The sequence below is a fragment of the Agitococcus lubricus genome, from assembly GCF_003051055.1.
Lineage (GTDB): Bacteria > Pseudomonadota > Gammaproteobacteria > Pseudomonadales > Moraxellaceae > Agitococcus > Agitococcus lubricus.
On the sequence record NZ_QAON01000005.1, the window covers coordinates 34327 to 58175 of the forward strand.

The 23849-nt window shown below is 42.6% G+C and carries 23 protein-coding genes; 9 read left to right on the forward strand and 14 right to left on the reverse strand.

Features of this window, described 5'->3' with window-relative positions:
- Positions 1 to 19: 19 nt before the first annotated feature.
- From C8N29_RS06425 to C8N29_RS06440, 4 genes are read right to left on the reverse strand one after another with little or no spacing between them, the layout of a single operon-like run.
- On the reverse strand, positions 20 to 553 hold the full coding sequence (locus C8N29_RS06425) for a pilus assembly protein PilP (protein ID WP_146164425.1): 534 nt from the start codon (positions 551 to 553) through the stop codon (positions 20 to 22).
- A 2-nt stretch (positions 554 to 555) separates the two neighbouring features.
- Positions 556 to 1299 carry a type IV pilus inner membrane component PilO gene (locus C8N29_RS06430; protein WP_239986971.1) on the reverse strand — a complete coding sequence of 248 codons (744 nt, stop codon included), beginning with the start codon at positions 1297 to 1299 and terminating at the stop codon, positions 556 to 558.
- Entirely contained in the window at positions 1296 to 1955 is a 660-nt protein-coding gene (locus C8N29_RS06435; protein ID WP_107865229.1) for a PilN domain-containing protein, read from the reverse strand. Before C8N29_RS06435 ends, C8N29_RS06430 begins: the two co-directional genes overlap by 4 nt.
- Entirely contained in the window at positions 1955 to 3016 is a 1062-nt protein-coding gene (locus C8N29_RS06440) for a pilus assembly protein PilM (protein ID WP_107865230.1), read from the reverse strand. Before C8N29_RS06440 ends, C8N29_RS06435 begins: the two co-directional genes overlap by 1 nt.
- Before the next feature lie 179 nt (positions 3017 to 3195).
- Here C8N29_RS06440 and C8N29_RS06445 point away from each other — a divergent pair, with 179 nt between their 5' ends.
- Complete coding sequence (locus tag C8N29_RS06445) at positions 3196 to 5616, forward strand: penicillin-binding protein 1A (RefSeq protein WP_107865231.1); 2421 nt, start codon at positions 3196 to 3198, stop codon at positions 5614 to 5616.
- 45 nt (positions 5617 to 5661) lie between these two features.
- Here C8N29_RS06445 and rpmE read toward each other — a convergent pair whose 3' ends face one another.
- The 3 genes from rpmE to rpsB all read right to left on the reverse strand — a co-directional run bounded on the left by rpmE (position 5662) and on the right by rpsB (position 8180).
- Positions 5662 to 5874, reverse strand: a complete 213-nt coding sequence (gene rpmE / locus C8N29_RS06450; RefSeq protein ID WP_107865232.1) for a 50S ribosomal protein L31 — start codon at positions 5872 to 5874, stop codon at positions 5662 to 5664.
- A 410-nt stretch (positions 5875 to 6284) separates the two neighbouring features.
- Positions 6285 to 7172 (reverse strand): translation elongation factor Ts, encoded by an 888-nt coding sequence (gene tsf / locus C8N29_RS06455; RefSeq protein WP_107865233.1) that lies wholly within the window; start codon positions 7170 to 7172, stop codon positions 6285 to 6287.
- Between the two features lie 261 nt (positions 7173 to 7433).
- On the reverse strand, positions 7434 to 8180 hold the full coding sequence (gene rpsB, locus C8N29_RS06460) for a 30S ribosomal protein S2 (RefSeq protein ID WP_107865234.1): 747 nt from the start codon (positions 8178 to 8180) through the stop codon (positions 7434 to 7436).
- A gap of 292 nt (positions 8181 to 8472) precedes the next feature.
- Here rpsB and map point away from each other — a divergent pair, with 292 nt between their 5' ends.
- The 5 genes from map (at position 8473) to C8N29_RS06485 (ending at position 14658) form a co-directional block, all read left to right on the forward strand.
- Complete coding sequence (gene map / locus C8N29_RS06465) at positions 8473 to 9258, forward strand: type I methionyl aminopeptidase (RefSeq protein ID WP_107865431.1); 786 nt, start codon at positions 8473 to 8475, stop codon at positions 9256 to 9258.
- A gap of 18 nt (positions 9259 to 9276) precedes the next feature.
- On the forward strand, positions 9277 to 11934 hold the full coding sequence (gene glnD / locus C8N29_RS06470; protein WP_107865235.1) for a [protein-PII] uridylyltransferase: 2658 nt from the start codon (positions 9277 to 9279) through the stop codon (positions 11932 to 11934).
- A 10-nt stretch (positions 11935 to 11944) separates the two neighbouring features.
- On the forward strand, positions 11945 to 13144 hold the full coding sequence (gene dapC / locus C8N29_RS06475; RefSeq protein ID WP_107865236.1) for a succinyldiaminopimelate transaminase: 1200 nt from the start codon (positions 11945 to 11947) through the stop codon (positions 13142 to 13144).
- Between the two features lie 220 nt (positions 13145 to 13364).
- On the forward strand, positions 13365 to 14186 hold the full coding sequence (gene dapD / locus C8N29_RS06480) for a 2,3,4,5-tetrahydropyridine-2,6-dicarboxylate N-succinyltransferase (protein WP_107865237.1): 822 nt from the start codon (positions 13365 to 13367) through the stop codon (positions 14184 to 14186).
- A 97-nt stretch (positions 14187 to 14283) separates the two neighbouring features.
- Complete coding sequence (locus C8N29_RS06485) at positions 14284 to 14658, forward strand: ArsC family reductase (RefSeq protein ID WP_107865238.1); 375 nt, start codon at positions 14284 to 14286, stop codon at positions 14656 to 14658.
- A gap of 101 nt (positions 14659 to 14759) precedes the next feature.
- Here the strand turns inward: C8N29_RS06485 and C8N29_RS06490 are convergent, their stop codons facing one another.
- Positions 14760 to 15299 (reverse strand): TIGR00645 family protein, encoded by a 540-nt coding sequence (locus C8N29_RS06490; protein ID WP_107865239.1) that lies wholly within the window; start codon positions 15297 to 15299, stop codon positions 14760 to 14762.
- A gap of 207 nt (positions 15300 to 15506) precedes the next feature.
- On the opposite strand from C8N29_RS06490, the gene C8N29_RS06495 reads away from it, so the two are divergent.
- The 3 genes from C8N29_RS06495 to C8N29_RS06505 all read left to right on the forward strand — a co-directional run bounded on the left by C8N29_RS06495 (position 15507) and on the right by C8N29_RS06505 (position 18345).
- Positions 15507 to 15920: a hypothetical protein gene (locus C8N29_RS06495; protein ID WP_107865240.1), complete on the forward strand. Its 414-nt coding sequence runs from the start codon at positions 15507 to 15509 to the stop codon at positions 15918 to 15920.
- 516 nt (positions 15921 to 16436) lie between these two features.
- Positions 16437 to 17405 carry an O-antigen ligase family protein gene (locus C8N29_RS06500; protein ID WP_170106912.1) on the forward strand — a complete coding sequence of 323 codons (969 nt, stop codon included), beginning with the start codon at positions 16437 to 16439 and terminating at the stop codon, positions 17403 to 17405.
- Positions 17406 to 17646: 241 nt separating this feature from the next.
- Entirely contained in the window at positions 17647 to 18345 is a 699-nt protein-coding gene (locus tag C8N29_RS06505) for an SIMPL domain-containing protein (protein WP_170106913.1), read from the forward strand.
- Between the two features lie 88 nt (positions 18346 to 18433).
- Here C8N29_RS06505 and recO read toward each other — a convergent pair whose 3' ends face one another.
- Genes recO through lepA form a run of 6 tightly spaced genes read right to left on the reverse strand, consistent with a single transcriptional unit; the run spans position 18434 to position 23761 of the window.
- Positions 18434 to 19108 (reverse strand): DNA repair protein RecO, encoded by a 675-nt coding sequence (gene recO / locus C8N29_RS06510; RefSeq protein WP_107865243.1) that lies wholly within the window; start codon positions 19106 to 19108, stop codon positions 18434 to 18436.
- A gap of 5 nt (positions 19109 to 19113) precedes the next feature.
- Positions 19114 to 20061, reverse strand: coding sequence for a GTPase Era (gene era, locus C8N29_RS06515; protein WP_107865244.1), 948 nt, complete (start codon positions 20059 to 20061; stop codon positions 19114 to 19116).
- 3 nt (positions 20062 to 20064) lie between these two features.
- A complete protein-coding gene (gene rnc / locus C8N29_RS06520) occupies positions 20065 to 20742 on the reverse strand; it encodes a ribonuclease III (RefSeq protein WP_107865245.1) in 678 nt (225 codons plus the stop codon).
- Entirely contained in the window at positions 20742 to 21128 is a 387-nt protein-coding gene (locus C8N29_RS06525) for a DUF4845 domain-containing protein (RefSeq protein WP_170106914.1), read from the reverse strand. The genes rnc and C8N29_RS06525 overlap by 1 nt, the downstream gene beginning before the upstream one ends.
- Before the next feature lie 48 nt (positions 21129 to 21176).
- On the reverse strand, positions 21177 to 21962 hold the full coding sequence (gene lepB / locus C8N29_RS06530; protein WP_107865247.1) for a signal peptidase I: 786 nt from the start codon (positions 21960 to 21962) through the stop codon (positions 21177 to 21179).
- Positions 21962 to 23761 (reverse strand): translation elongation factor 4, encoded by a 1800-nt coding sequence (gene lepA / locus C8N29_RS06535; RefSeq protein ID WP_107865248.1) that lies wholly within the window; start codon positions 23759 to 23761, stop codon positions 21962 to 21964. The genes lepB and lepA overlap by 1 nt, the downstream gene beginning before the upstream one ends.
- Positions 23762 to 23849: the final 88 nt, after the last annotated feature.

A 23849-nucleotide genomic window follows, 5' to 3' on the forward strand; every position in this document is an offset into this window, starting at 1 on the left:
GTATTCTCCAGACAGTGGCTTACTTGTCGGCCATAATTAAACTACGCGGACGCTCGACCCAGCCATCACGTCCATCTGGAACGATTTCAACTAAACTAATCTGGCCTTGAGCAATCTCGGTCACTTTACCGTGATTTTTACCCATATAACTGCCGATTTTAATTCGTTGAACGCCACCATCAGCATCTTCTACTAATGCATATAAAGTACCACCAGGTTTTTGAATGGTACCACGCATTCTTAAGGCTTCTAAGGCATAACGCTCTAAGTATTCTTGAGGCCTAGAAAAGTCGGGAGCAACTTTTTTGCCTGCAGGAATTGCCATTAACTCTGCCGTAATCGGAGGAATAAATGGACTACGTAATTGATGCGCAGCATAAGTAAATGTTGGCATTGGCGTAAACTCAGGTGGTGGTTCGACCTTACCTCTGGGTTTAGCACGAATTGCCTCCATGCGCGCACGCATATCATCAAAGTCAGAAGAACATCCTGAGAGATTTAACAATGTTGATACGGCGATGGTGACAACCAGCACTTTTTTAATGTGTTGCATTATCAAGCACCTCCCTTTTTATTGTCATCAGTAGCCTTGCCTTTTTTCGCTTTGTTTTTGTCTTTCTTTTCTTTTGCGAGGTCTTCGGCTGTCAACTCTCTGTAGCGATAGGTTTTAGCTTGAATTTGCATTTCCAAAATGGGCGCGCCATTATCAGCAAACTTACTGCTAATCGGCGAAATTTTCATATCATGCAAGGTCACAATACGAGGTAAAGCAGAAATACCACTCACAAACGCACCAAATGCGTGATAGTCACCTTTCACTTTGATATTAATTGGCAATTCTGCATAAAACTCTTTGGACTGCTCTGTACCTAAATCAATGGTTGTAAACTCAAGACCGCTACCTAATCCCGTATGCGTGATGTCTTCAAGCAGCGCAGGTACTTCGGTATCTTGTGGCAGTTGGCGGAGTAAAGAGCCGAATGAGACTTCCATATCAGCTAACTGCTTTTTATAGGTTTCAAGGTTATTCGCCTTAAAAATTTTCTGTTCATAGTCTTGTAAAAGCGTCTCTTGCGCCTGCTCACCCGATGCATAGTTGGCACGCATAGGGGCGATATCAAACATATAGCCTGCCACCAAGACGACAATAAAGACAATCACATAGACCATGATTTTGACAGCAAGCGGCCAAGAACCTATATTTTCTGGGTCTAAGGTATTGAGGGTATTCATAAAGTCTTGGAGGTCAAACTTTTTACCCTCTTTGACTTCACCCCCCTTTAATGTTTTCAGATTCACTTGGCAGCCTCCTTATTGGTTTTTTTCACCCCTGCTTTCTCATCTTCAGGCGGTGGTTCAGGAGTTTCTAATTCCACAGTTAAAGCAAAACGGTTACTGGCAGGCATGTCGGTTGATGTGCTACTACTAGATGCTTGTTTATTGGGCGCGCCTTTAGCTAGTTTGCTTTCATCAATCGCTTTAACCGTTGACAATACAGGATTTTTGAACCAAGTCGACGCATTCAAATTACGCAAAAAAGAGGAAACTTGGTTATTGCTCTCAGCGAAGCCTTCAATCGTAAATTTGTCACCCTTACGTTCAACCAATACAAGGTGCACTTTATCTGGCGTTGCACGCACAAGCTCATCAAACACGCGAACAATAATTGGACGACGCCCTTGCAAATCCTGAATCACCTTCATACGCGCCAATAATTCTTCTTTACGCTGTTGCAACTCATCAATCTGTTTGATTTGACCATCTAGAGTGGCAATTTCTGATTGAATATAGGCTTTACGCTCTTCTTGGTCGCTTAATTGCGTACTGACATAAATATGGAGGAACATCACAATCGCAACAGCAACCACCGCAACTGCTATGTTAATTGCAATAAACTCTTGTTGACGCTGTTTACGGAGCTCTTGCCGCCATGGCAATAGGTTTATTTTAGCCATTAGTCAAAACTCCTTAATGCCAAACCACATGCAATCATCAACGCGGGCGCATCATTACTAATGGCTGCGGCATTAATTTGTGGAGCAAAAGACATATGCACAAAAGGATTAGCAATACTGACCGCAGTCCCTAATTTTTCTTGCACTATTTCTGCTAGTCCAGGAATAGAGGCTGTACCACCCGCTAATAAAATATGATCTACGTCATTATATTGACTGGATGAAAAGAAAAACTGTAAGGAACGTGTGACTTGCTGCACGATTGCTTCTTTGAATGGCTTGAGCACTTCTGGCTCATAATCATCAGGGAGTCCCCCCTCTTTCTTCAGGCGACCTGCCTCTTCAAAAGAAAGACCGTAACGTCGTTGAATTTCTTCTGTCAGTTGGCGACCACCAAACAATTGCTCACGGGTATAAATAATTTTACCATCGTTAATGACATTGAGCGTCGTCATGGTTGCACCGACATCAATCACCGCGACCGTACCGTCTGCCCCACAAGGCAAACTGTCGACGATTAAACCAAATGCTCTTTCCATTGCATAGGCTTCAACATCGACCACTTTGGCAGTCATATTGGCAATAATCAATGCGTCAGCACGCAGCTCAATATTTTCCGTACGCGATGCCGCTAGTAACACACTGACACGCTCAGGGTTACTCGGTGATGGGCCGATAACCTCAAAATCAAGATTGATTTCTTCAAGCGGATACGGAATATACTGGTCTGCTTCCAAACGGATTTGTGACTCACGTTCGTCATCGTTTAGATCTGCATCCATTTCAATGACTTTGGTAATCACGGCAGAACCCGCAACAGCAACTGCGGCATTTTTGGTGCGCGGTTTCGCTTTAGCCATTAAACGGCTAATTGCTTCGCCTACACCTTCAACGTCGGCAATATTTTTTTCAACCACAGCGTTTTGCGGCAGTGGTTCAACCCCATAACTTTCTACACGGTAGCGATCCCCTTGCAAACTGAGTTCCAAGAGTTTCACAGATGTAGAGCTAATATCTAAGCCTAAAAGGCTTGCATTTTTTTTACCTAGAAAGGGCAGCACGGCATTTGTTCCCTTTTATTTTTTTGTAGTGAAAATGTGGAGTTAGGCCACATTCATACCAAATCGCATTAAATGCTAGTCTTAACACGACTGCAATTACCGCACAAGTGATTATTGCAGTTATAATCCACTATCGCTTCGCGGCTGTCACTTAGTTTGTTATTACACCCTGGTCTCCAATGAAAAATTACACGTCTAACAACATAGAGCGCTTTCATCCCATCATTGCAGCAAGCATCGCGGGTATCCTCTGCTTGCTCCTGCTTGGTAGTGGTACGTATTTATACATCAACCCACAACTACCAAACGTTGAACAACTACGCGAAATTAAACTCGAAACTCCATTACAAATCTATAGCCGAGATGGCAAATTGATAAGTGAGTTCGGAGAAAAGCACAGTCGCCCCCTACATTATGACGAAATTCCCCCCCTATTGGTCAAAGCCTTCTTAGCTGCCGAAGATGATAATTTCTTTAATCATAAGGGCATTAGCTTAAAGGGTTTGGGTCGAGCCTTTGTCGATATTGCCCAAACAGGCTCTATTCAGTCGGGTGGTTCGACAATTACCATGCAAGTTGCTAAAAATTATTTTTTAAGCTCTCAGCGTACATTCAGTCGTAAACTGACAGAAATTTTACTTGCCCGCAATATAGAACAAGCCTTATCTAAAGAAGAAATACTTGAGCTATATGTGAATAAGATCTATTTAGGGCAACGTGCTTATGGTATCGGTGCAGCAGCAGAAGTGTACTACAGTAAAAATGTTAATCAACTATCTTTAGCTGAAATGGCGATGATTGCTGGTTTACCCAAAGCGCCGTCTAAATATAATCCTGTTGTTAATCCCAAACGCTCACTGGAACGTCGCAACTGGATTTTAGGTCGCATGTTAAGTTTGGGTTATATCAAACAAGCGGATTATGAACAAGCGATTGCCACAGGCACAGGTATTTATTATCGCGCCACGGTCGATGAGGTGAGTGCGCCTTTTCTTGCCGAAATGGTGCGCGCTGCCTTAACCGCACGGTTTGGCGATAAGGTATTGGGTGCTGGTTATAGAGTGTATACAACCGTTCGTGCTGACATACAAAATGCTGCCGTTCGTGCCGTACAAGACGGTTTACTGGCTTATGATTTACGTCATGGCTGGCGAGGTATTGAAGCGCATGCCGATGACAAAGCCTTGAATCAATTTAATATTGTTGGTGGACTTGCGCCCGCACAGGTGACCAAAGTGCAACGCAACTCTGTAGAAGCCTTAATGCGTGATGGGACAACCATTACCATCCCTTGGGGAGGCTTAAGTTGGGCTCGCCCTTATAAAACCGTTAACAGCGTTGGCCCTTCCCCGTCTAAAGCCAGTCAAATTCTAAAAGTAGGCGATATTATCCGTGTCAAAAAAGCGGGTGGTATTTGGGTGTTACGCCAAATACCGAATGTACAAGGAGATTTAATTGCACTCAATCCAGAAACAGGTGCGATTGAAGCCCTAGTGGGTGGTTTTGACTTTAGTATCAGCCAGTTTAATCACAGCATTCAAGGTTGGCGACAAGCAGGCTCTACGCTAAAGCCTTTTATTTATGCGCTCGCCTTGGAGCGTGGTTTTACGCCCTATAGCATGGTCAATGACTCGCCATTGACCGTAGGTAATTGGACCCCCAGTAATGCCGATGGGCGTTTTATGGGGCCAATTACGCTGAGAAGAGCGCTTTATTTATCACGCAATTTGGTGTCAGTACGTTTACTGCAATCGGTTGGCGTTAGCCGTGCGCGAACCTATTTAGATAGATTTGGCTTTATAAACAAAGAGCTACCCGACAATTTAACTTTGGCACTTGGCACAGCGCAAGTCGTACCTTTACAAATGGCAACAGCCTATGCAGCTTTTGCAAATGGTGGTTATCGGGTGAATCCTTATTTTATTGAACGTATTGAAGATACCACAGGTAAAGTGTTATTTCAGGCGCAACCCGAACAAGTCTGTCAACCCTGTGAAATGGCAGATAATCCCGCTATTGAAAACACTCAGGCTAGCTTACCCACCGAAATCACAGGGGAAGGCAATCAAATTAATGTTGTAGAGCCGCCTGTCTCCGACACTACGTCTGACGCTATCACGCCATTAGTGAGTAACTCACCGATTGCCAAGCGGATTATGAGTGAGAAATCTGCGAAACAAATGGCAAATATTTTACGGGATGTGATTTTACATGGGACTGGTCGTCATGCGTTACGTTTAGGGCGTAGTGATATTGCAGGTAAAACAGGCACAACCAATGATGCCAAAGATGCGTGGTTTGCAGGATTTAATCCTAAATTAGTCGCGGTAAGTTGGGTAGGTTTTGATAAGCCTGCCTCTTTAGGTCGTTTAGAGTACGGCGGTTATGCTGCATTACCGCTATGGACTTCATTTATGGATTATGCACTTGCTGGCACACCCGATAAATGGCTCAACGAAAATACTGAAAGCAGCACCAATCGCCCCGTATCATCGCCAACTAGTGAAACGCCCCCAACGAACAATAGTGAAACACCAGACACTGATACGCCTTCAGAAGTCGCAACACCGCCTGTAACCCCTCCTGAAGAATTATTTTAGGCCATAAAAAAGGCGAGATAGCTCGCCTTTTTTCTATATTGGCAGTTATTTTTTGCCAAAACGACTGAAGCGTTGTTTGAATTTATCAATACGACCGCCCGTATCTACGACTTTTTGTTGACCAGTGTAGAATGGGTGACATTTGCCACAAACGTCAAGATGGATATTCTTGGCTAAAGTAGAACGTGTAACAATGACATTACCACAAGAACAGGTTGCGGTAATTTCTTCGTATTTTGGATGGATATCAGCTTTCATAATGGAGTCTCAAAGAGTGGTTACGGGGTGCTCGCCCCCCTGCGTATCACGTTTGCCAACACACGCGTGTTTAATCAACAAATTTTAGCAGGAACGAGGCACGACCATTCTTTTGGCTTACCCTAACCGTGACTTCGTTAGAGCCAAGCACAACAAGGGCGCGAAATATAGCAAACTTTGGCGCATTTGACACATATTTTTTATGTGCTTTGTATTAAGAGCCATAAAAAATAGCTATACCCCCGTATCCTTAAGTTTGTGGATTGTATTTAATAACCTGATTGCGTCGTTAAGCATAAGGAACGCACAGGATAGATTGTCGATAGTTGACTGATTTACTTCAGCACTCGATAGCAAACACCTATAAAAATGCCCGCATAAAGCGGGCATTTTTATGAAGTACAACCGTCTTATTTAGCGGCAGCAGCAGCTTGTTGAGCAGCAACTTCAGCAGCGAAATCGACTTCTTTCTTCTCAATGCCTTCACCCACTTCTAAACGTGTGAAGCTATTGAGGGTAGCACCTGCTTTCTTTAATAAAGCACCGACAGTCACGTCTGGGTCTTTCACAAAAGCCTGTTCTGTTAAGCTGACTTCGGCCAAGTACTTTTTCAGGCTGCCTTCAATCATCTTCTCAACGATATTGTCTGGCTTACCAGATTCACGTGCCTTAGCAGCATAAATCTCTTTTTCGCGTGCTAAAATATCGGCAGGGACATCGGCTGGGTTAACCACCATGGGATTGCTGGCTGCAATGTGCATGGCTACATCACGACCTAAATCAGTATCGCCACCTGTTAAGGCAACAGCAACACCAATTTTGGCACTGTGTACATAAGTCGCAACGATATCACCTTGAACTAAGGTTGCACGGCGAATCTGAATGTTTTCGCCAATCTTTTGTACTAAGGCAACACGCGCTTCTTCAACGCTAACGCCTTCGTCATAGCTCAAAGCAGAAATAGCAGCAACGTCTGTTGTGCTGTTAGCTAAGGCAATTTGAGCCACTTTATTAGCAAATTGGGTAAAGTTTGCATCTTTAGCAACAAAGTCAGTTTGGCTGTTTACTTCTAATAATAAAGAAGTTTTGCCATCTGCACTGTTGGCAACCAAAATTGCACCTTCAGCAGCGACATTACCTGCTTTTTTAGCCGCTTTAGTTGCGCCTGATTTGCGTAAGTTGTCAATTGCAACTTCAATATCGCCACCGGCTTCTGTTAATGCTTTTTTGCATTCCATCATGCCTAAGCCAGTACGTTCACGTAATTCTTTCACGAGGCTAGCGGTAATCTCGGCCATGTTATTATCCTCATTGTGTTGAATAATGCGCTGTTATAAACAGCTTTTAATCGGTTTGGAGTTGTGGTCTATCACATCATCATGCGCTAAAACGCGGATAGCATGAGACACTACAACCGAAAGTCGTAAAGGGGAGTCAATGCTCCCCTTTAACAAATTGGTCGCTGAGTGTTACTTAAATCAATGACATCCGTATGACCACTAGTTCAAGTACACTCAGTCGAGAGGAGTCTTCGTCAAAACGATGACTCCCACCTGCTATTAAGCAGTTGCCTCTGGCGCAGCGTCTGTTGCTTCTGGCTCACGACCGCCTGCTTGTGTTGCAGCGTATTCTTTGCCTTCTAAAATCGCATCAGCCATTGAACCTGCATATAACTGAATAGCGCGGATTGCGTCATCGTTACCAGGAATAACAATGTCTACACCGTCTGGATTAGAGTTGGTATCAACCACACCAATCACACGAATACCTAGTTTGCGTGCTTCTTGAATCGCAATCGCTTCGTGGTCAACGTCAATGATAAACAAAGCATCTGGTAAACCACCCATATCTTTGATACCACCAAAGCTCTTTTCTAATTTTTCCATTTCACGTGTACGCTCTAAGGCTTCACGCTTGGTCAATTTAGCAAAAGTACCGTCTTGAGATTGTACTTCTAACTCTTTGAAACGCTTGATGGATTGACGAATGGTTTTCCAGTTAGTCAACATACCACCTAACCAACGATGGTCAACATAAGGCATACCACAACGTTGTGCTTCAGCACGGATAATGCCCGCCGCTGCACGCTTAGTGCCAACGAACAATACTTTGTTACGCTTAGCAGCCAAACCGTTGGCATAATTTAAGGCATCATTTAAAGCAACCACGGTATGCTCTAAGTTGATGATATGGATTTTGTTGCGAGCACCGAAAATGTACTGGCCCATTTTTGGGTTCCAGAAACGGGTTTGGTGACCGAAGTGTGCGCCTGCTTGTAACAGGTCACGCATAGAAACTTGTGCCATGATTAACTCCAATTAGGGTTAGGCCTCCATATATCCCAATTACCGACTGGCCGTTTTCACGTTCAGCACCCAATAATTGTGTCGATATATGTGCGTTTTTACGATGGATTGATATGCTCGCGCCGATACGCAGGTACCACGCGCAAGCCTTTTCTTTATTTGAGCATCATTTTTTGGGTCATTTTTGATATTTTCTGTCTAGAAAACACGATTAACCAAAAGTCTTGTTGCTCAAATAAGGCGCGCTTTATACCATAACGCCCTCTTAGCCTCAATCGTGATTTATGACTTTATGACCGTATCTATTAAAACTGATGAAGAAATTGCCAAAATGCGGGTAGCAGGCAAGCTCGCTGCCGATGTGTTGATGATGATTGGTGAGCATGTCAAAGCTGGCGTGACTACCGAAGAACTAGACCGTATTTGCCATGACTATATTGTCAATGTGCAACAAGCAATTCCTGCTCCGCTAAATTACCGTGGTTTTCCTAAAAGTATTTGTACTTCGGTTAACCATGTCGTTTGTCATGGTATTCCAAGTGATAAAAAAGTCCTCAAACAGGGGGATATTATCAATATTGATGTCACAGTGATTAAAGACGGTTATCATGGCGATACCTCCAAAATGTTTATTGTGGGGTCAGGTTCGGTGTTGGCTGAACGTTTGATTAGTGTCACACAAGAGTGTTTATATAAATCGCTGGCACTGGTGAAGCCCGGTTGTCAACTGGGAGACATTGGTGCTGTCATCCAAAAACACGCTGAAGCAAATCGCTTTTCGGTCGTGCGTGATTATTGTGGTCATGGTATTGGTCGAATTTTCCATGAAGAACCACAAATCGTGCATTATGGCAAAGCTGGGACAGGCATGGCCTTAGTTGCAGGGATGACATTTACCATAGAACCCATGATTAACGCAGGCTCATATCACACCAAACTTTTACCCGATGGTTGGACGGCTGTTACAAAAGACCATAAGCTATCCGCACAATGGGAGCATACTATTTTAGTCACGCCTACGGGTGTCGAAGTGCTGACTGCCCGCCCCGAAGAAGACTTTAGTTTTTTAACGCCTTAAAACGGATACACCTAAACTATGCAACCACCCTCCCTCACGCCTCATGTTTTAGATGTCTTAGCACTCAGCGTCCAAGAAGTGACACCTGCAGTGTATCGTGAGTTACTCAAAGAGGCGCAACAGCAATTATGGGAGCGTTTTCAGGCAGGGGACGCTGTCGCCAATCTCGTCAGTGCACGCGCAGAAGCCGTTGACCTGATTTTAGTCGATGCGTGGCGACGTTTTGATTTAGATAACGAAGCCGAGTTGGCTCTATTGGCCGTTGGTGGTTATGGCCGTGGTGAGTTACACCCCGCCTCTGATATTGATGTGTTGGTGTTGCATAGTTATGATAATTTGAGTGAAATCTTACAAGACAAAGTTAGCCAATTTATTGCTTTATTGTGGGACTTAGGCTTAGACCTAGGTTCGAGTGTCCGTTCATTGAGTGACTGTGTCGAAAAAGTCAGTGAAGATGTCACTATCGCCACCAATTTACTGGAAGTACGTACGCTGATTGGTAATGACAGTTTAAGGCAAACCTTACTTGCCTTAATTCAACCCTTATGGACAGATGCGGCTTTTTTTGAAGCGAAACGTGATGAGCAATTAGCGCGACATGCCAAACATCATCATACGGAATACAACCTTGAACCCGATATTAAAAATGCCCCTGGTGGACTACGCGATATTCAGACGGTCGTTTGGGTAGCTAAACGCCATTTTGGTACAACCAACTTATACGACTTAGTCACTCACGGCTTTTTGACTGAATTTGAATACAAACAATTATCCGAAGGCGAAACGTTTTTATGGCGAATCCGTTTTGCCCTGCATATGGTCGCTAAACGCAACGAAAACCGTTTATTATTTGATTATCAGCGTACTTTAGCCCATTTATTTGGCTTCACAGATAATAACCTCAACCGTGCGGTTGAGCAGTTTATGAAAGATTATTATCGTGTTGCCATGACCTTATCGATGCTTAACGAAATGCTACTTCAGTATTTTGACGAAGCGATTTTGCGTGCCGACGAGCATGCCATCATAGAACCTCTCAATGAAGATTTTCAGATTCGTGATAACTATTTAGAAGTCACACACCATCAAGTATTTGCTCGCAACCCAACGGCGTTAATGGAAATTTTTGCCATTCTCTCCGAAAGCCCACATATTACGGGCATACGTGCCAGCACCATCCGTTTAATTATGGTAGAAGCCCGTAAAATCAATGCCGAATTTCGCCATAACCCACAAAATCGCGCCTATTTTATGGAGATTTTACGCTCGCCTCGCGTACTCTTTTCCACACTACGCAAGATGAAACGTTATGGTGTTTTAGGTCAATATTTACCTGCTTTTGGGGCAATTGTTGGCCAAATGCAATATGACTTATTTCATATTTATACCGTTGATGCCCATACCTTATTGGTCATCAAAAACATGCGCCGCTTTCGCTATAGCGACAGTCACGACAAATTTCCCGTTGTCACCGAAGTTGCTCAAAACTTACCCAAACCCGAATTATTGTATTTAGCGGGCTTATTTCATGATATTGGTAAAGGCCGTGGCGGAGACCACTCGGAATTAGGGGCAGTGGATGCGATTGAATTTTGTTTAGCGCATGGCCTTTCTAATCGTAGTGCAAATATTGTTGCTTGGTTAACACGTCATCATTTATTGATGTCGATGACCGCTCAAAAACAAGATTTAGGCGACCCTGATGTCATTCAAGCCTTTGCCGAAAAGGTTGGCGACCTTGTCCACTTAGATTACTTATATGCTTTAACCGTTGCCGATATTTGTGCCACTAATCCTAAATTATGGAATTCATGGCGGGCGTCTTTATTACGTCAACTCTATCAGCAAACACGCCGCGTATTACGACGAGGCCTCAATAATCCGATTGACCGTGACGAAGTCATTGCCGAAACACGTATTACCGCCTTAGAACTATTGCTGAGCGAAAACTTTGACGAATCGGCTGTCAATTCGATTTGGGCGGAACTCGGCGACGATTATTTCTTACGCGAAAGTGCAACTGATATTGCATGGCAAACTGCGGCTATTCTCAATCATGGCAACAGTCACAGCCCGCTTGTTGCTATTCAAGAAAGCCATACCACTCAATTTCAGGGTGCAACACAAATCTTTGTTTATACTAAAGATTTACCCAATCTATTCGCTGCCTCTGTCGCCACACTTGACCAGCAACATTTAACGGTACTTGATGCACGCATTATTACCGCTACCAGCAAATTTTCATTAGATACTTATATTGTACTCGATGAACAGAATACCCCCATCAGTGACCAATATCGTCTCGAAAGTATTCGTCAAAGTCTTGTCAAAGCCCTGTCACATCCCGAACAATTCCCTACCATTGCTCAAAAGCGTCTGCCGCGGGAGTTAAAGCACTTCAGTGTCAAAACAGAAGTTAACATCAGTAATGATATTAGCAAACAACAAACCTCGCTTGAAATTATTACCTTAGATAGGCCTGGTCTGCTGGCGCGTATTGGCGTGATTTTTATGGAACATGGCGTCAGTATTCATAGTGCGCGTATTGCTACGCTCGGTGAACGTGCAGAAGACGTCTTTTTTATTACTGACCGCGCTGGACAACCTGTGTCTAATCCTGACTTATGCCAAGAGTTAGCAACTGCCTTACGCCAGCAACTCGATACTGTCAACTAAAGTGAATACTATGAACCCTGAGTTAGCGTTATTACATCCCTACCCTTTTGAGAAAATGGCACAACTTTTCAAAGGACTGACTCCCGCTCAGCAACTCACGCCGATTGCGCTATCTATTGGTGAGCCCAAACATCCCTCACCCAGTTTTGTGCTGGAAACCATCAATCAACAGGCTAAACACTTAGCGACCTATCCCACAACCAAAGGAATACCCGAATTACGGCAAGCGATTGCGACTTGGCTACAACAACGTTTTACGCTCAGTACGATAGATGCCGAACATCAAGTCTTGCCTGTGAATGGCACACGCGAAGCGTTGTTTTCGTTTACTCAGGCCGTGGTTAATCGTCAACACCATAGACCTTTGGTGGTGATGCCAAATCCGTTTTATCAAATTTATGAAGGTGCGGCTTATTTAGCAGGAGCAGAACCCTATTTTTTATCTTGCACCCACGAAAATAACTTTATTCCTGATTTTGATGCTGTTCCTGCCGACGTTTGGCAACGCACACAACTGTTATTTATTTGTTCACCTGGTAATCCAACAGGTTCTATTTTAGATCAACAAACCTTAACCAAGCTCATTGCCCTGAGTGATGAATATGGCTTTGTGATTGCCTCTGATGAGTGTTATTCCGAAATTTATTTTGACGAAAACAACCCACCCTTAGGTTTATTGCAAGTGTGTGCCGAATTAGGCCGCCACGACTATAAAAATTGTGTGGTATTTCATTCTTTATCTAAACGCTCCAATTTACCGGGTTTACGCTCGGGTTTTGTTGCTGGTGATGCCAATATTCTCAAGCCTTATTTGTTGTATCGGACGTATCATGGTTCGGCTATGCCTGTTCAACATCAATATGCGTCTGTGGCGGCGTGGCAGGATGAACAACACGTTATTGAAAATCGTGGCCAGTATAGACAAAAGTTTGCTGAATTTTATGCTATCGTTAACCCTGTTTTACCACTCACCATGCCCGATGCAGGTTTCTATTTTTGGGCGAAAGTGCCTGATGGTTTTACCGATGAAACCTTTGCTCAGTTCTTATACGAAAAAGCCCATATTACCGTATTGGCTGGTCGTTATTTAGGTCGCACTGACCCTCTTGGCCAAAACCCTGCCGAACATTATGTGCGTATGGCCTTAGTTGCACCCATCGCTGATTGTGTGGCTGCTGCCCAGCGTATTGTTAATCTTTTAAAAAGTTGATTGGTGTTTTTTGCGATGAATAATTCCCCTCCTCGGAGGTAATGCTGGTCAGTTAAGAAAAATTGGCACTTAAAACCTGCCCTTCGACTCCGCTCAGGGCGCATTTTTGCGTTGACTGAGCGGAGTCGAAGTCAGCAAAAACTGCTTAACTGACTGGCATTACTCTCAAGAGGGGACTTCCAAGAGCGCAAATAAGTGTTATGTAATGAGGAGAAAATCCATGTCCCTGTCCGATATTATTGTTCAAGCCTTTGAAGACCGCTTACAGTTTAGTCCTACAAATGCACCACAAGATGTGCGTGATGCGGTGGCTGAAGCCATTCAATTATTAGATAGCGGTAAAGCCCGTGTTGCCGAAAAAGTAAACGGTGAATGGGTTGTTAATCAATGGTTAAAAAAGGCTGTGTTGTTATCTTTTCGCTTAAATGACAATGAGCCTTTGTCTGGCGGCAGTGCGATTCAGTTTTATGACAAAGTACCAACCAAATTTGCCGACTGGACAGCCGAACAGTTTAAAGAGTCTGGTATTCGTGTTGTGCCACCTGCCACTGCGCGTCGTGGGAGTTTTATTGCACGTAACGTGGTGTTAATGCCTTCCTATGTCAATATTGGTGCTTATGTCGATGAAGGCTCTATGGTTGATACATGGGCAACCGTCGGCTCTTGTGCACAAATTGGTAAAAACGTGCATTTATCGGGTGGTGTCGGTATTGGTGGTGTGTTAGAGCCATTACAAGCCAATCCAACCATTATTGAAGACAATTGCTTTATTGGCGCACGCTCCGAAGTCGTTGAAGGCGTGATTGTTGAAGAAGGCTCAGTGTTGTCGATGGGCGTGTATATTGGTCAATCTACCAAAATTTATGACCGCGAAACAGGCGAAATTCACTATGGTCGTGTGCCTGCGGGTTCTGTGGTGGTTTCTGGTTCTTTACCGTCAAAATGTGGCAAATACAGCTTATATGCTGCCATTATTGTCAAAAAAGTTGACGCTCAAACCCGTAGCAAAGTGGGCTTAAACGAATTGTTGCGTGTTGATTAAGTGAATAGACTTCGACTCCGCTCAGCCAACAAAAGTGTTCCCTGAGCGAAGTCGAAGGGTACGCTTTATAACACCAAACTGTAGGACACTTAAAAATATGCTCACCATTTACGGTATCAAAAACTGTGACACCATGAAAAAAGCTTTTACATGGTTAGACGGTCAAGGCATTGCTTATCAATTTCATGACTATAAAAAAGCAGCTTTAGATGAAAAGACCTTAGACGATTGGTTAAATCGTGTGGGTTGGCAAGCGATTGTCAATCAAAAAGGCACAACATGGCGCAAATTGGCTTTGGATAAAAATACCTTAGATAATCAAAGTATTAAGTCTATTATTTTGCAAAATTTAAGCATGATTAAACGTCCTTTGTTGGTGTTGGATAATAACAATATTGTGTTGGGTTTTGATGTGGAACAATGGCAACATTTCGCCCCTTCGACTATGCTCAGTGCTGGCCAAGCTCAATGACCATTATTTGTGATTAAATTTATATTTTATGTTTGTTGTGTAGAATAGATTGACAAAGGAAACCCATCAAACATCAAAGTGATGGGTTTCACGTCACTCAATCAATGCCCACCATGTTTCATCTTATGCAATTGAGCGGCTTTATATTGAATCAACCAATCTGTTAAGGCAATAAAAATCACCGACAGCACTAAAATGGAATGAATAATCACTTCCCACTTTAGCGTATGCTCCGAAAGATTCTTAGTATCAATAAAACTACGTAACAAATGAATGGACGAAATACTCACCAAGGCCATACCCAACTTAATTTTAAGCACCCCTGCATCAACGTGGTCTAACCATTCAGGCTGGTCGGGATGGTCATCTATATTTAAACGGCTGACAAAAATTTCATACCCGCCAATAATCACCATCACCAATAAATTAGCAATCATCACCACATCAATTAAAGCGAGAACAATCAGTAAAATATCATTCTCGCCATAAGCGCCTAAATTCACCACTAAATTGGATAGCATGACAAAAAACTTATAGCTATAAATAGCCAATGCAACAATCAACCCCAGATACATTGGCAGTTGCAACCATCGGCTCCAAAAAATAAAGCGTCCAATAGCCTGTGTCGTTTTGTTACTCATCGATTAAAAATTCCTTGCTAAATACTAGTCAAAGTCAAAAGAGTAGTTTACCTTATAGAACTCAAAAGTCGTAGGTCTGGATTGTCCTACCAGATATCAACTAATTGCAGCCTGTAACATCTTTTTGCTTGCCAAGCCTATTGTCTTCTACTACGATTCAATGTATAGCCTTTAGGCTGTTTTATATCCATCAAAGGAGTTAAACCTATGCGTAAGTCTCTGCTAGGAATCGTGTTGGCAGCCACTTTGTTGCCAGTTAGCCTTGTACATGCAGGTGTTAAGGAAGATTTGAACAACGGCAAAACTGTCAAAGAAATTATTGCTGCGACAGATGAAAAAGATCTTGAAGCCGTACTTGAAGATTTTATCAAAAATGCACCAGACAAAGCCTATGATGCAATTGCAGCAGCGATGTCCAGCTTTCCAAGTAAAATCGACTTTATCCAGAGCTTCGCAATCAATAGAGGCTTAGATAAAACAACCATACAAAATCTTGCTAGCAATGCAAAACAAAATAGTGGCTTATTCTCTGGCCTTGAAGGTAGAGATGGCCCAAATACCAACCTTAGCTTTAACACAGGTGGTAATACAGGTGGTGGTGTACGAGTTAGCCCCAACTAATATCTTCTTGCTGTGATAAAAAAGGGTCTAAAAGACCCTTTTTTATTGAGTTTATATGAACAACCAATAAAGTTTATGCACTCTTTTTTATTTATTTTTTTATGTATTATTGTTTTTTGGTCGCCGCTGCCACTGGGTAGTAATCGTGACTGGTCTATGTCTTTATTGGCGTTATTGACTAGTTTGTTGGTAGTAAGTTGCCTATTAACATTTCAAAGAAATCATGTCGCCCCTCGTGCACTCAAACAACATAAAGGATTAGTCTTATTATTTTTTATGATTCCTTTGTGGATAGTTATTCAAATCATCCCCTTACCATCATCGTTTATCGCCTATATTTCACCTCAATCTATGGTACTGTCATCTAGTCAAGATGCATGGCTAACGATTTCAACTAATCGTGAGGCTAGTCTAAATAGTCTACAAAAAAGCTTGTGCTACGCCCTTTTCTTTAGTGCATCATTAGTTATTATCAATACGCCTAAACGGCTTGAGACCGTCTGCCAAGTTTTAGTTATGAGTGGAGTGTTTCAAGCCTGTTATGGCGTGATGGTTGTCTTAGGTGGCTCATCATTCGATGTATTGCATATTATGAGTCCCTATTTAGGCTCAACCACAGGAACATTTATTAATAGAAATCATTTAGCAGGCTATTTAGAAATGATTATTCCGATAGGTATCGGTTTATTAATTACACATATTTTACAAAATAAAAATCAATGGGCAGGTTTACGCTCAGCTATCAGAGAATTTATTTCTAGTTTACTCAGTGGTAAAGCGCGTATTCGTATTTTTTTAGCGATTATGGTAGTCGCTCTTGTATTATCTCATTCTAGAATGGGTAATACGGCTTTTTTTGCAAGTTTAGGGTTATGTGGTGTATTTGGTATTTTTATATACCGAAAACATCACAAGGCGAAGTCTTTATTTGTCTTGTTTAGTAGTCTGATTATTATTGATATTTTTATTTTAGGGGCTTGGTTTGGTTTAGATAAATTAGCACAGCGTTTAGAAAAAACATCGAGCGATGAAGAGCAACGTGTTTATGTCTTCCAACAAACCTTACAAGCCATACAGGATTATTGGCTGACAGGCTCAGGTGCTGGTAGTTATTACAGTATTTTTCCACTTTATAGAAATGCCGACATTAGTAACTTTTACGATCATGCACATAACGACTTTCTGCAAATTGGCCTTGAATATGGCCTAATTGGCAGCCTCATTTTTGCTGCTATTGTGATTTATAGTCTAACGTGCGCTGTACAAGCACAAGTTTCTCGACATACCGCCATCCTAAAAGGTGTTGGCTTTGGTGTGATGATGGCAATTCTTAGTATCATGATTCACTCCACAACGGATTTTAATTTACAGATTCCTGCAAATGCGCTTTTATTTAGTTTATTATGTGCACTGGCTTGTATTGCACATGGCATAGAGCACCAAGAACATCCAAAACGTAAATCTTCTAAATCACGTACTGCATAATCCATCAGTCAGCGTAAACATCCTTGTTTACGCTAGAGGCGTAATGCTATATTCACAGTAACAAAGCATCAGTGATGCTAAATATACAATCCTATAGCAAACACGCTATCAATTCATAACACGATAGTTGTCTTAGTTACGATAAGCCATTACAAACAAAGCTAGGATTTACATACACTAGTCGTTAATCACTTTCATGCTGATTGTGTATTTTTTTGAGTTCATTATTGGATATGTTATTATGTTGAAAAAAGCCTTATGTATCAGCTTATTAGCCTTAAGTACACCCGTCTTAGCCGACCATAATCCCCCCCAATATCAGCGTATTGATTTTCAGACCGAAGTCGAAAAAGAAATCGCTAACGACTTATTAACCGCCACATTAAGTATTGAATTAAATAATAAAAACCCCTCGCTGTTAGCTAAAGACTTAACAACCGTCACTAATGACGCCTTAAAATTAGGTGCGGCCTATAATACCGTCAAGTTGACTAGCGGCAATCAACAAACTTACCCTATTTACAATGAAAAAAATAAATTAGATGGCTGGCGTGGTCGTGCAGAAATTCAAATTTCCAGTAAAGACTTCAAAGCGGCAGGCGAGTTAATTAGTCAGCTTCAATCCAAATTACAGCTCAATAATCTCAATTTTAGCGTAGCCCCAGAAACACGCCGCGAATTAGAAAATCAGTTGATTACAGAAGCCGTCACCGCGTTCAAAACCCGCGCTGATAAAATCAAAGCAGCATGGAATGCCAAAGGCTACAAACTTATACAAATGAACTTAGGAACAACGAATAACCAGCCACCTCAACCGATGTATATGATGGCTCGTGCTGCGAAAATGGAAATGGCTGATGCTGCACCTGCAGCCGAGTATGCAGGAGGTCAAAGCCGTTTGAATGTTCAGGTCTCTGGCAGTATTGAATTGGAAAACTAAGTCTATTTAGCTATCAAAGACAAAATACTGAAAGTAAATTTGACACTGGGCTAACACCTAGTGTCATTTGAATACTTAGCAATCACTTTTAGCGCGTTTTTAGCCACAACTCTCGGCTCTTCAATGGCTTATTGCCTAACAGATGCGCTAATGCGCTGCGAAAGATTAACTTTGCCGCTTGACGTGTTGCCGCCTGTGTATAATCTTCAGTCGCAATATTTAAGAGCAACTGCCCTTGCCAAGCATTCGCGTCATGTGCTGTGACACGTACGAAGCCCTGCTCTGGGACAAAGCGATAAAACGCGCGGTCAATCAGTATTTGTTCCTCTGCATCACAATGAAAACAAATACGGTAACCTAATGCACTCAACAAACCAGACTCAAACCGTCTTAGGGTAAGCTCCAAGCTAGCGGGGTCATTTAATTGCGCCAAGGCTTGGCTATATAAGACAAATAGTTCGGTATGACTTTCTTCATCGGCCATCAAACGGACGAGCAACTCGTTGAGATAAAAACCAGCAAACAAGGCATGGCCTTCTAAGACTAAAGGCAATCCTGCTAGCTCACATTGTACGAGGCTTTTAAGACTTTGTTTGCCGCGCCATGCAATTAAACAAGGTTGAAATAAGGGTGGCGGTGTTTGACGCATGACCGCACTGACACGGCCATGCTCTAGAGTCCAAAAATCCACCAGTCGGCTGCGCTCACGATACGGACGACTATGTAATAAATAGGCATGGCACAATATCGGTGTCTGAACCATCTTGTTTAGATATCACCATAACCTAGACTTTTTAAGGCACGCTCATCATCAGACCAACCCCCTTTGACTTTGACCCATAAACTGAGCATCACCTTAGAATCAAACAGCTTTTCCATATCCAAACGTGCTGCTTGACCAATCGTTTTTAATTTTTGGCCACCTTCACCTATCACAATCGCTTTTTGGCCATCACGCTCTACTAAAATAGTGGCATCGATACGATACAAACGCCCTTCCACCTTAAAACTTTCAATTTGCACCGTCAGGTCATAGGGTACTTCATCCCCCATTTGACGCATAATTTTTTCACGAATCATTTCTGCCGCTAAAAAACGTTGGGAACGGTCAGTAATTTGGTCTTCTGCATACATCGGTGGTGCATAAGGCAAATAGCGTCCAACTAACTCATGTAAGGTAGTTAAATTATGACCTCGCAAGGCAGATAGAGGTATCACTTCCGAAAAATGACGTTTTTGACTCAGTGTCGTTAAGTAGGGCAATAAACTCTCTTTATCGGTGACGGTATCGACTTTATTAAGCACCAAAATCACTGGCGTTTCCACGCGGCTTAATTTTTCTAATACTAAGTCATCATCGGGCGTCCATTTCAAACCATCAACGACAAAAAGGACTAAGTCGACATCTTTTAATGCACTTTGTGCGGCTTGATTCATGAGACGGTTGATGGCACGCGGTTCGCGTTTATGCATACCTGGCGTATCGACATAGATAGCTTGGACATTGTTTTCGGTCACAATACCCAAAATTTTATGGCGTGTGGTTTGCGGTTTACGCGAGGTAATAGAAAGTTTTTGACCTAGCAGATGGTTTAATAAGGTCGATTTACCTACATTAGGTCGTCCCACAATCGCCACAAAACCACAGCGATAATTTTCGGCATCGATGGTCTCTTGTTGATTGCCAAAAAAATTCTCAATCAGTTGTTCGCTCATGGCTTATTCTACACCTAATAATTTTAACAATGCTGTGGCGGCTGCCTGCTCGGCATGACGGCGGCTAGACCCTATTCCTTGCACGGGTGGGTACTGTTCGATGGTACATTGGACTTGAAAGGTCTGATTATGGTCTTCGCCTAAGACTTCACTGACGGCATACAGTGGTAAAGCCAAATGCTGTGCTTGCAAATACTCTTGTAGACGACTCTTAGGGTCTTTAAGCACAGGTTCAGCCGCAACTTCTTGTAAACGTGCACCATACCAACCTAACACACAGTCACGACAAATGGCCATTTGCCCTGAGTCTAGATAAATAGCACCGAGCAAGGCTTCTAGGGCATCGGCTAGAATGGAGTCACGTCTAAAGCCACCGCTTTTTAATTCGCCTGCCCCTAAGCTCAAATAATCACCAATTTTGAGTTCACGCGCCATAATAGCTAGGCTATCCTGTTTAACAAGATTGGCACGTAAGCGTGTCAGCCGACCTTCTTTTTCTTGCGGAAAGTGATGATATAAATAATCAGCGACAATCATGCCTAAAATAGAGTCGCCTAAAAACTCTAGACGCTCATTATTATGATTCCCGCTGACACTGCGATGCGTCAGTGCTAATTTAATGAGCTTTTCATCCTTGAATTGATATCCTAATGCGTTCATTAACCGTTGATAATTCACCATTATTCAGTAAAACCGTCAGGACGTTCAGAGGTATAGGACTTTTTGAAGTGTACGACCACATCTAGATTGCCCATCAATTTACGGCGCTCTTCGTAGTCAAGCTCAACAATTAAGAGGTTTCCTTCTCGTTTCAAGACCATCAAATCATCCACTTTACGGTCACGAATGTTATTTCGTTCCATTTGACTTTGTAAATCGGCACCAAATTTACGCAACTCAAATTTATCGACTTGTGTTTCGCGGAATTTAGATTTTAACATTTCGTCGATGGTATAAAAATCTAAATAAATAGGCCCTACAGTCGCAGACACTTTAATGATTAAACCAAATAGGCCTACACCGAATAATACTGTCCAATACGACATACCGCGCTGGAAACGACGCATGCTTACCCCCATAAACGCATAGGCGCATCAGAGTTGATGCGCAAATAATTAGTTAATTGCCCCATTACGATGGAATGAAGGCAAATTAAAGCCTGGCTCTTTGTGTGTCCAAACGTATACTGCTCTACCCACAATATTGGCCTCTGGTACAGGCCCCCAAAAACGACTGTCGTTACTGTTATCACGGTTATCGCCCATCATAAAGTAATGACCTTCAGGCACTGTGATTGACCATTCTTTACCTGCAGGATAACTGCCAACTTCCTGACGCGTCAAATGGATATGTGAGCCAAGCACTTCACGAAAGTACTGCTCCCACGGTTGTACGGCGGGCTCTTGTTTAATCAGTTCACGCTGTACGGCTTGACCATTAATATACAAGGTATCATTTTTGAACTTTATTTTATCACCTGGCAACCCCACAACGCGCTTAATAAAATTCATACTCGGCTTGGGCGGAAACTTAAACACCATGACTTCGCCGCGTTGTGGTTTATTCATGGCTAAGATTTCTGTCCCCACCACAGGCAAGCGCAAACCGTAGGTATACTTATTGACTAAAATATAGTCGCCCACTTCTAAGGTTGGCAACATCGAGCCTGAGGGAATGGTAAAGGGTTCAAACAAGAAAGAACGTAATACCCATACAATCGCCAACACAGGAAAAAACGAGTAGGCATATTCGATAATAATATGTTCTTTATACTCTTTGCCTTCATATTGTGCCAATTGTTTAGGCGATTTATGTTGCTTAAAAAATAACTTGTCGGCTAAACAAATCACGGCCGCCAGTAAAGTCACGGCGGTTAAAATCAATGAAAAATCAAAATCCATTATCGGTCAACCTTTAATACCGCTAAGAAAGCCTCTTGGGGAATCTCTACGCTACCCACTTGTTTCATACGGCGTTTACCCTCTTTTTGCTTTTCTAAAAGTTTCTTTTTACGTGACACGTCGCCACCATAACATTTGGCTAAGACGTTTTTACGCATGGCTTTCACAGTAGAACGGGCAATAATTTGGCTACCAATCGCTGCTTGAATGGCGACATCAAACATTTGACGCGGAATTAAGTCTTTCATTTTGTCTACTAAAGCCAAACCACGATGACGCGCATCGTTGGCATGACAAATCATCGCTAAAGCATCGACTTTATCGCCATTAATTAATACGTCAACTTTCACCAATTTAGCGGTTTCAAACCGATTAAAACCATACTCTAAAGACGCAAAACCACGAGATGTCGATTTGAGTTTATCAAAGAAGTCTAATACCACTTCGGCCATCGGAATGTCATAGCTCAAGGCCACTTGATTACCCAAAAATTTCATATCTTTTTGTACGCCACGACGCTCGGTCGAGAGGGTCATGACGTTACCCACATATTCTTGCGGCACTAAAATATGTACTTCGGCAATCGGCTCGCGTAACTCTTCGATAATTGAACCTTCAGGTAATTTTGAAGGGTTATCGACATAAACAATATCGCCATTTTTCTTTTTCGCTTCGTAAATAACCGTGGGCGCAGACGTAATTAAGTCTAAATTGTATTCACGCTCTAAACGCTCTTGGACGATTTCCATGTGTAACATGCCCAAGAAACCACAACGAAAACCAAAACCTAAAGCATCGGAGGATTCTGGTTCAAAAAACAAAGCTGAATCATTGAGTTTTAACTTTTGTAAGGCTTCACGGAAGGCTTCAAAGTCACTCGAATCCACTGGAAATACGCCCGCATAGACTTGCGGTTTAACGGTTTTAAACCCTGCTAATATTTCAACATCAGGCGTGGCATGATGGGTAATGGTATCACCTACGGGCGCACCAAAAATATCTTTAATCCCCGCAATGACAAAACCGACTTCGCCCGCCTCAAGACCGCCTGTTTCGGTATGTTTGGGGTTAAACACCCCCACACTGGTGACATAATGCGATTGACCTGTACTTTTTACTAACATGCGGTCGCCTTTTTTAATGCGGCCATGACGTACACGTACTAAAGAAACTACACCTAAATAATTATCAAACCAAGAGTCAATAATTAAGGCTTGTAAAGGGGCATCTCGGTCGCCTTCTGGCGCAGGAATTTTAACAATGAGCTCTTCGAGTAAATCGCCAACACCCAAACCTGTTTTGGCACTGACACGACAAGCTTCACTGGCATCAATACCAATAATTTCTTCAATTTCGTGTTGTACACGCTCTGGCTCAACCTGTGGCAAATCAATTTTATTTAATACAGGCAATACTTCTAAACCTTGCTCAATCGCGGTATAACAGTTGGCTACCGACTGTGCTTCTACGCCTTGCGCAGCATCAACGACCAACAAAGCCCCTTCACACGCGGCCAAAGAGCGGCTGACCTCGTAAGAAAAGTCAACATGACCTGGTGTGTCAATAAAGTTCAGTTGGTAACGATGGCCATCTTTAGCGGTGTGATACAAGGTCACAGAATGCGCTTTAATAGTGATACCACGCTCGCGTTCTAAATCCATCGAATCCAACACTTGTGCTTGCATTTCACGGTCTTCTAAACCACCACATAATTGAATAAAGCGGTCTGCTAAGGTGGATTTACCGTGGTCAATATGGGCGATAATAGAAAAATTGCGAATATGCTTAATGTCTGTCACAGGGAGTTACCAATAGGGCGAAAAAAAGTTGCGGCATTGTAGCAAAAAAGTACAGGCTTTTTTATCCATAAAACACGAAATCGTATGA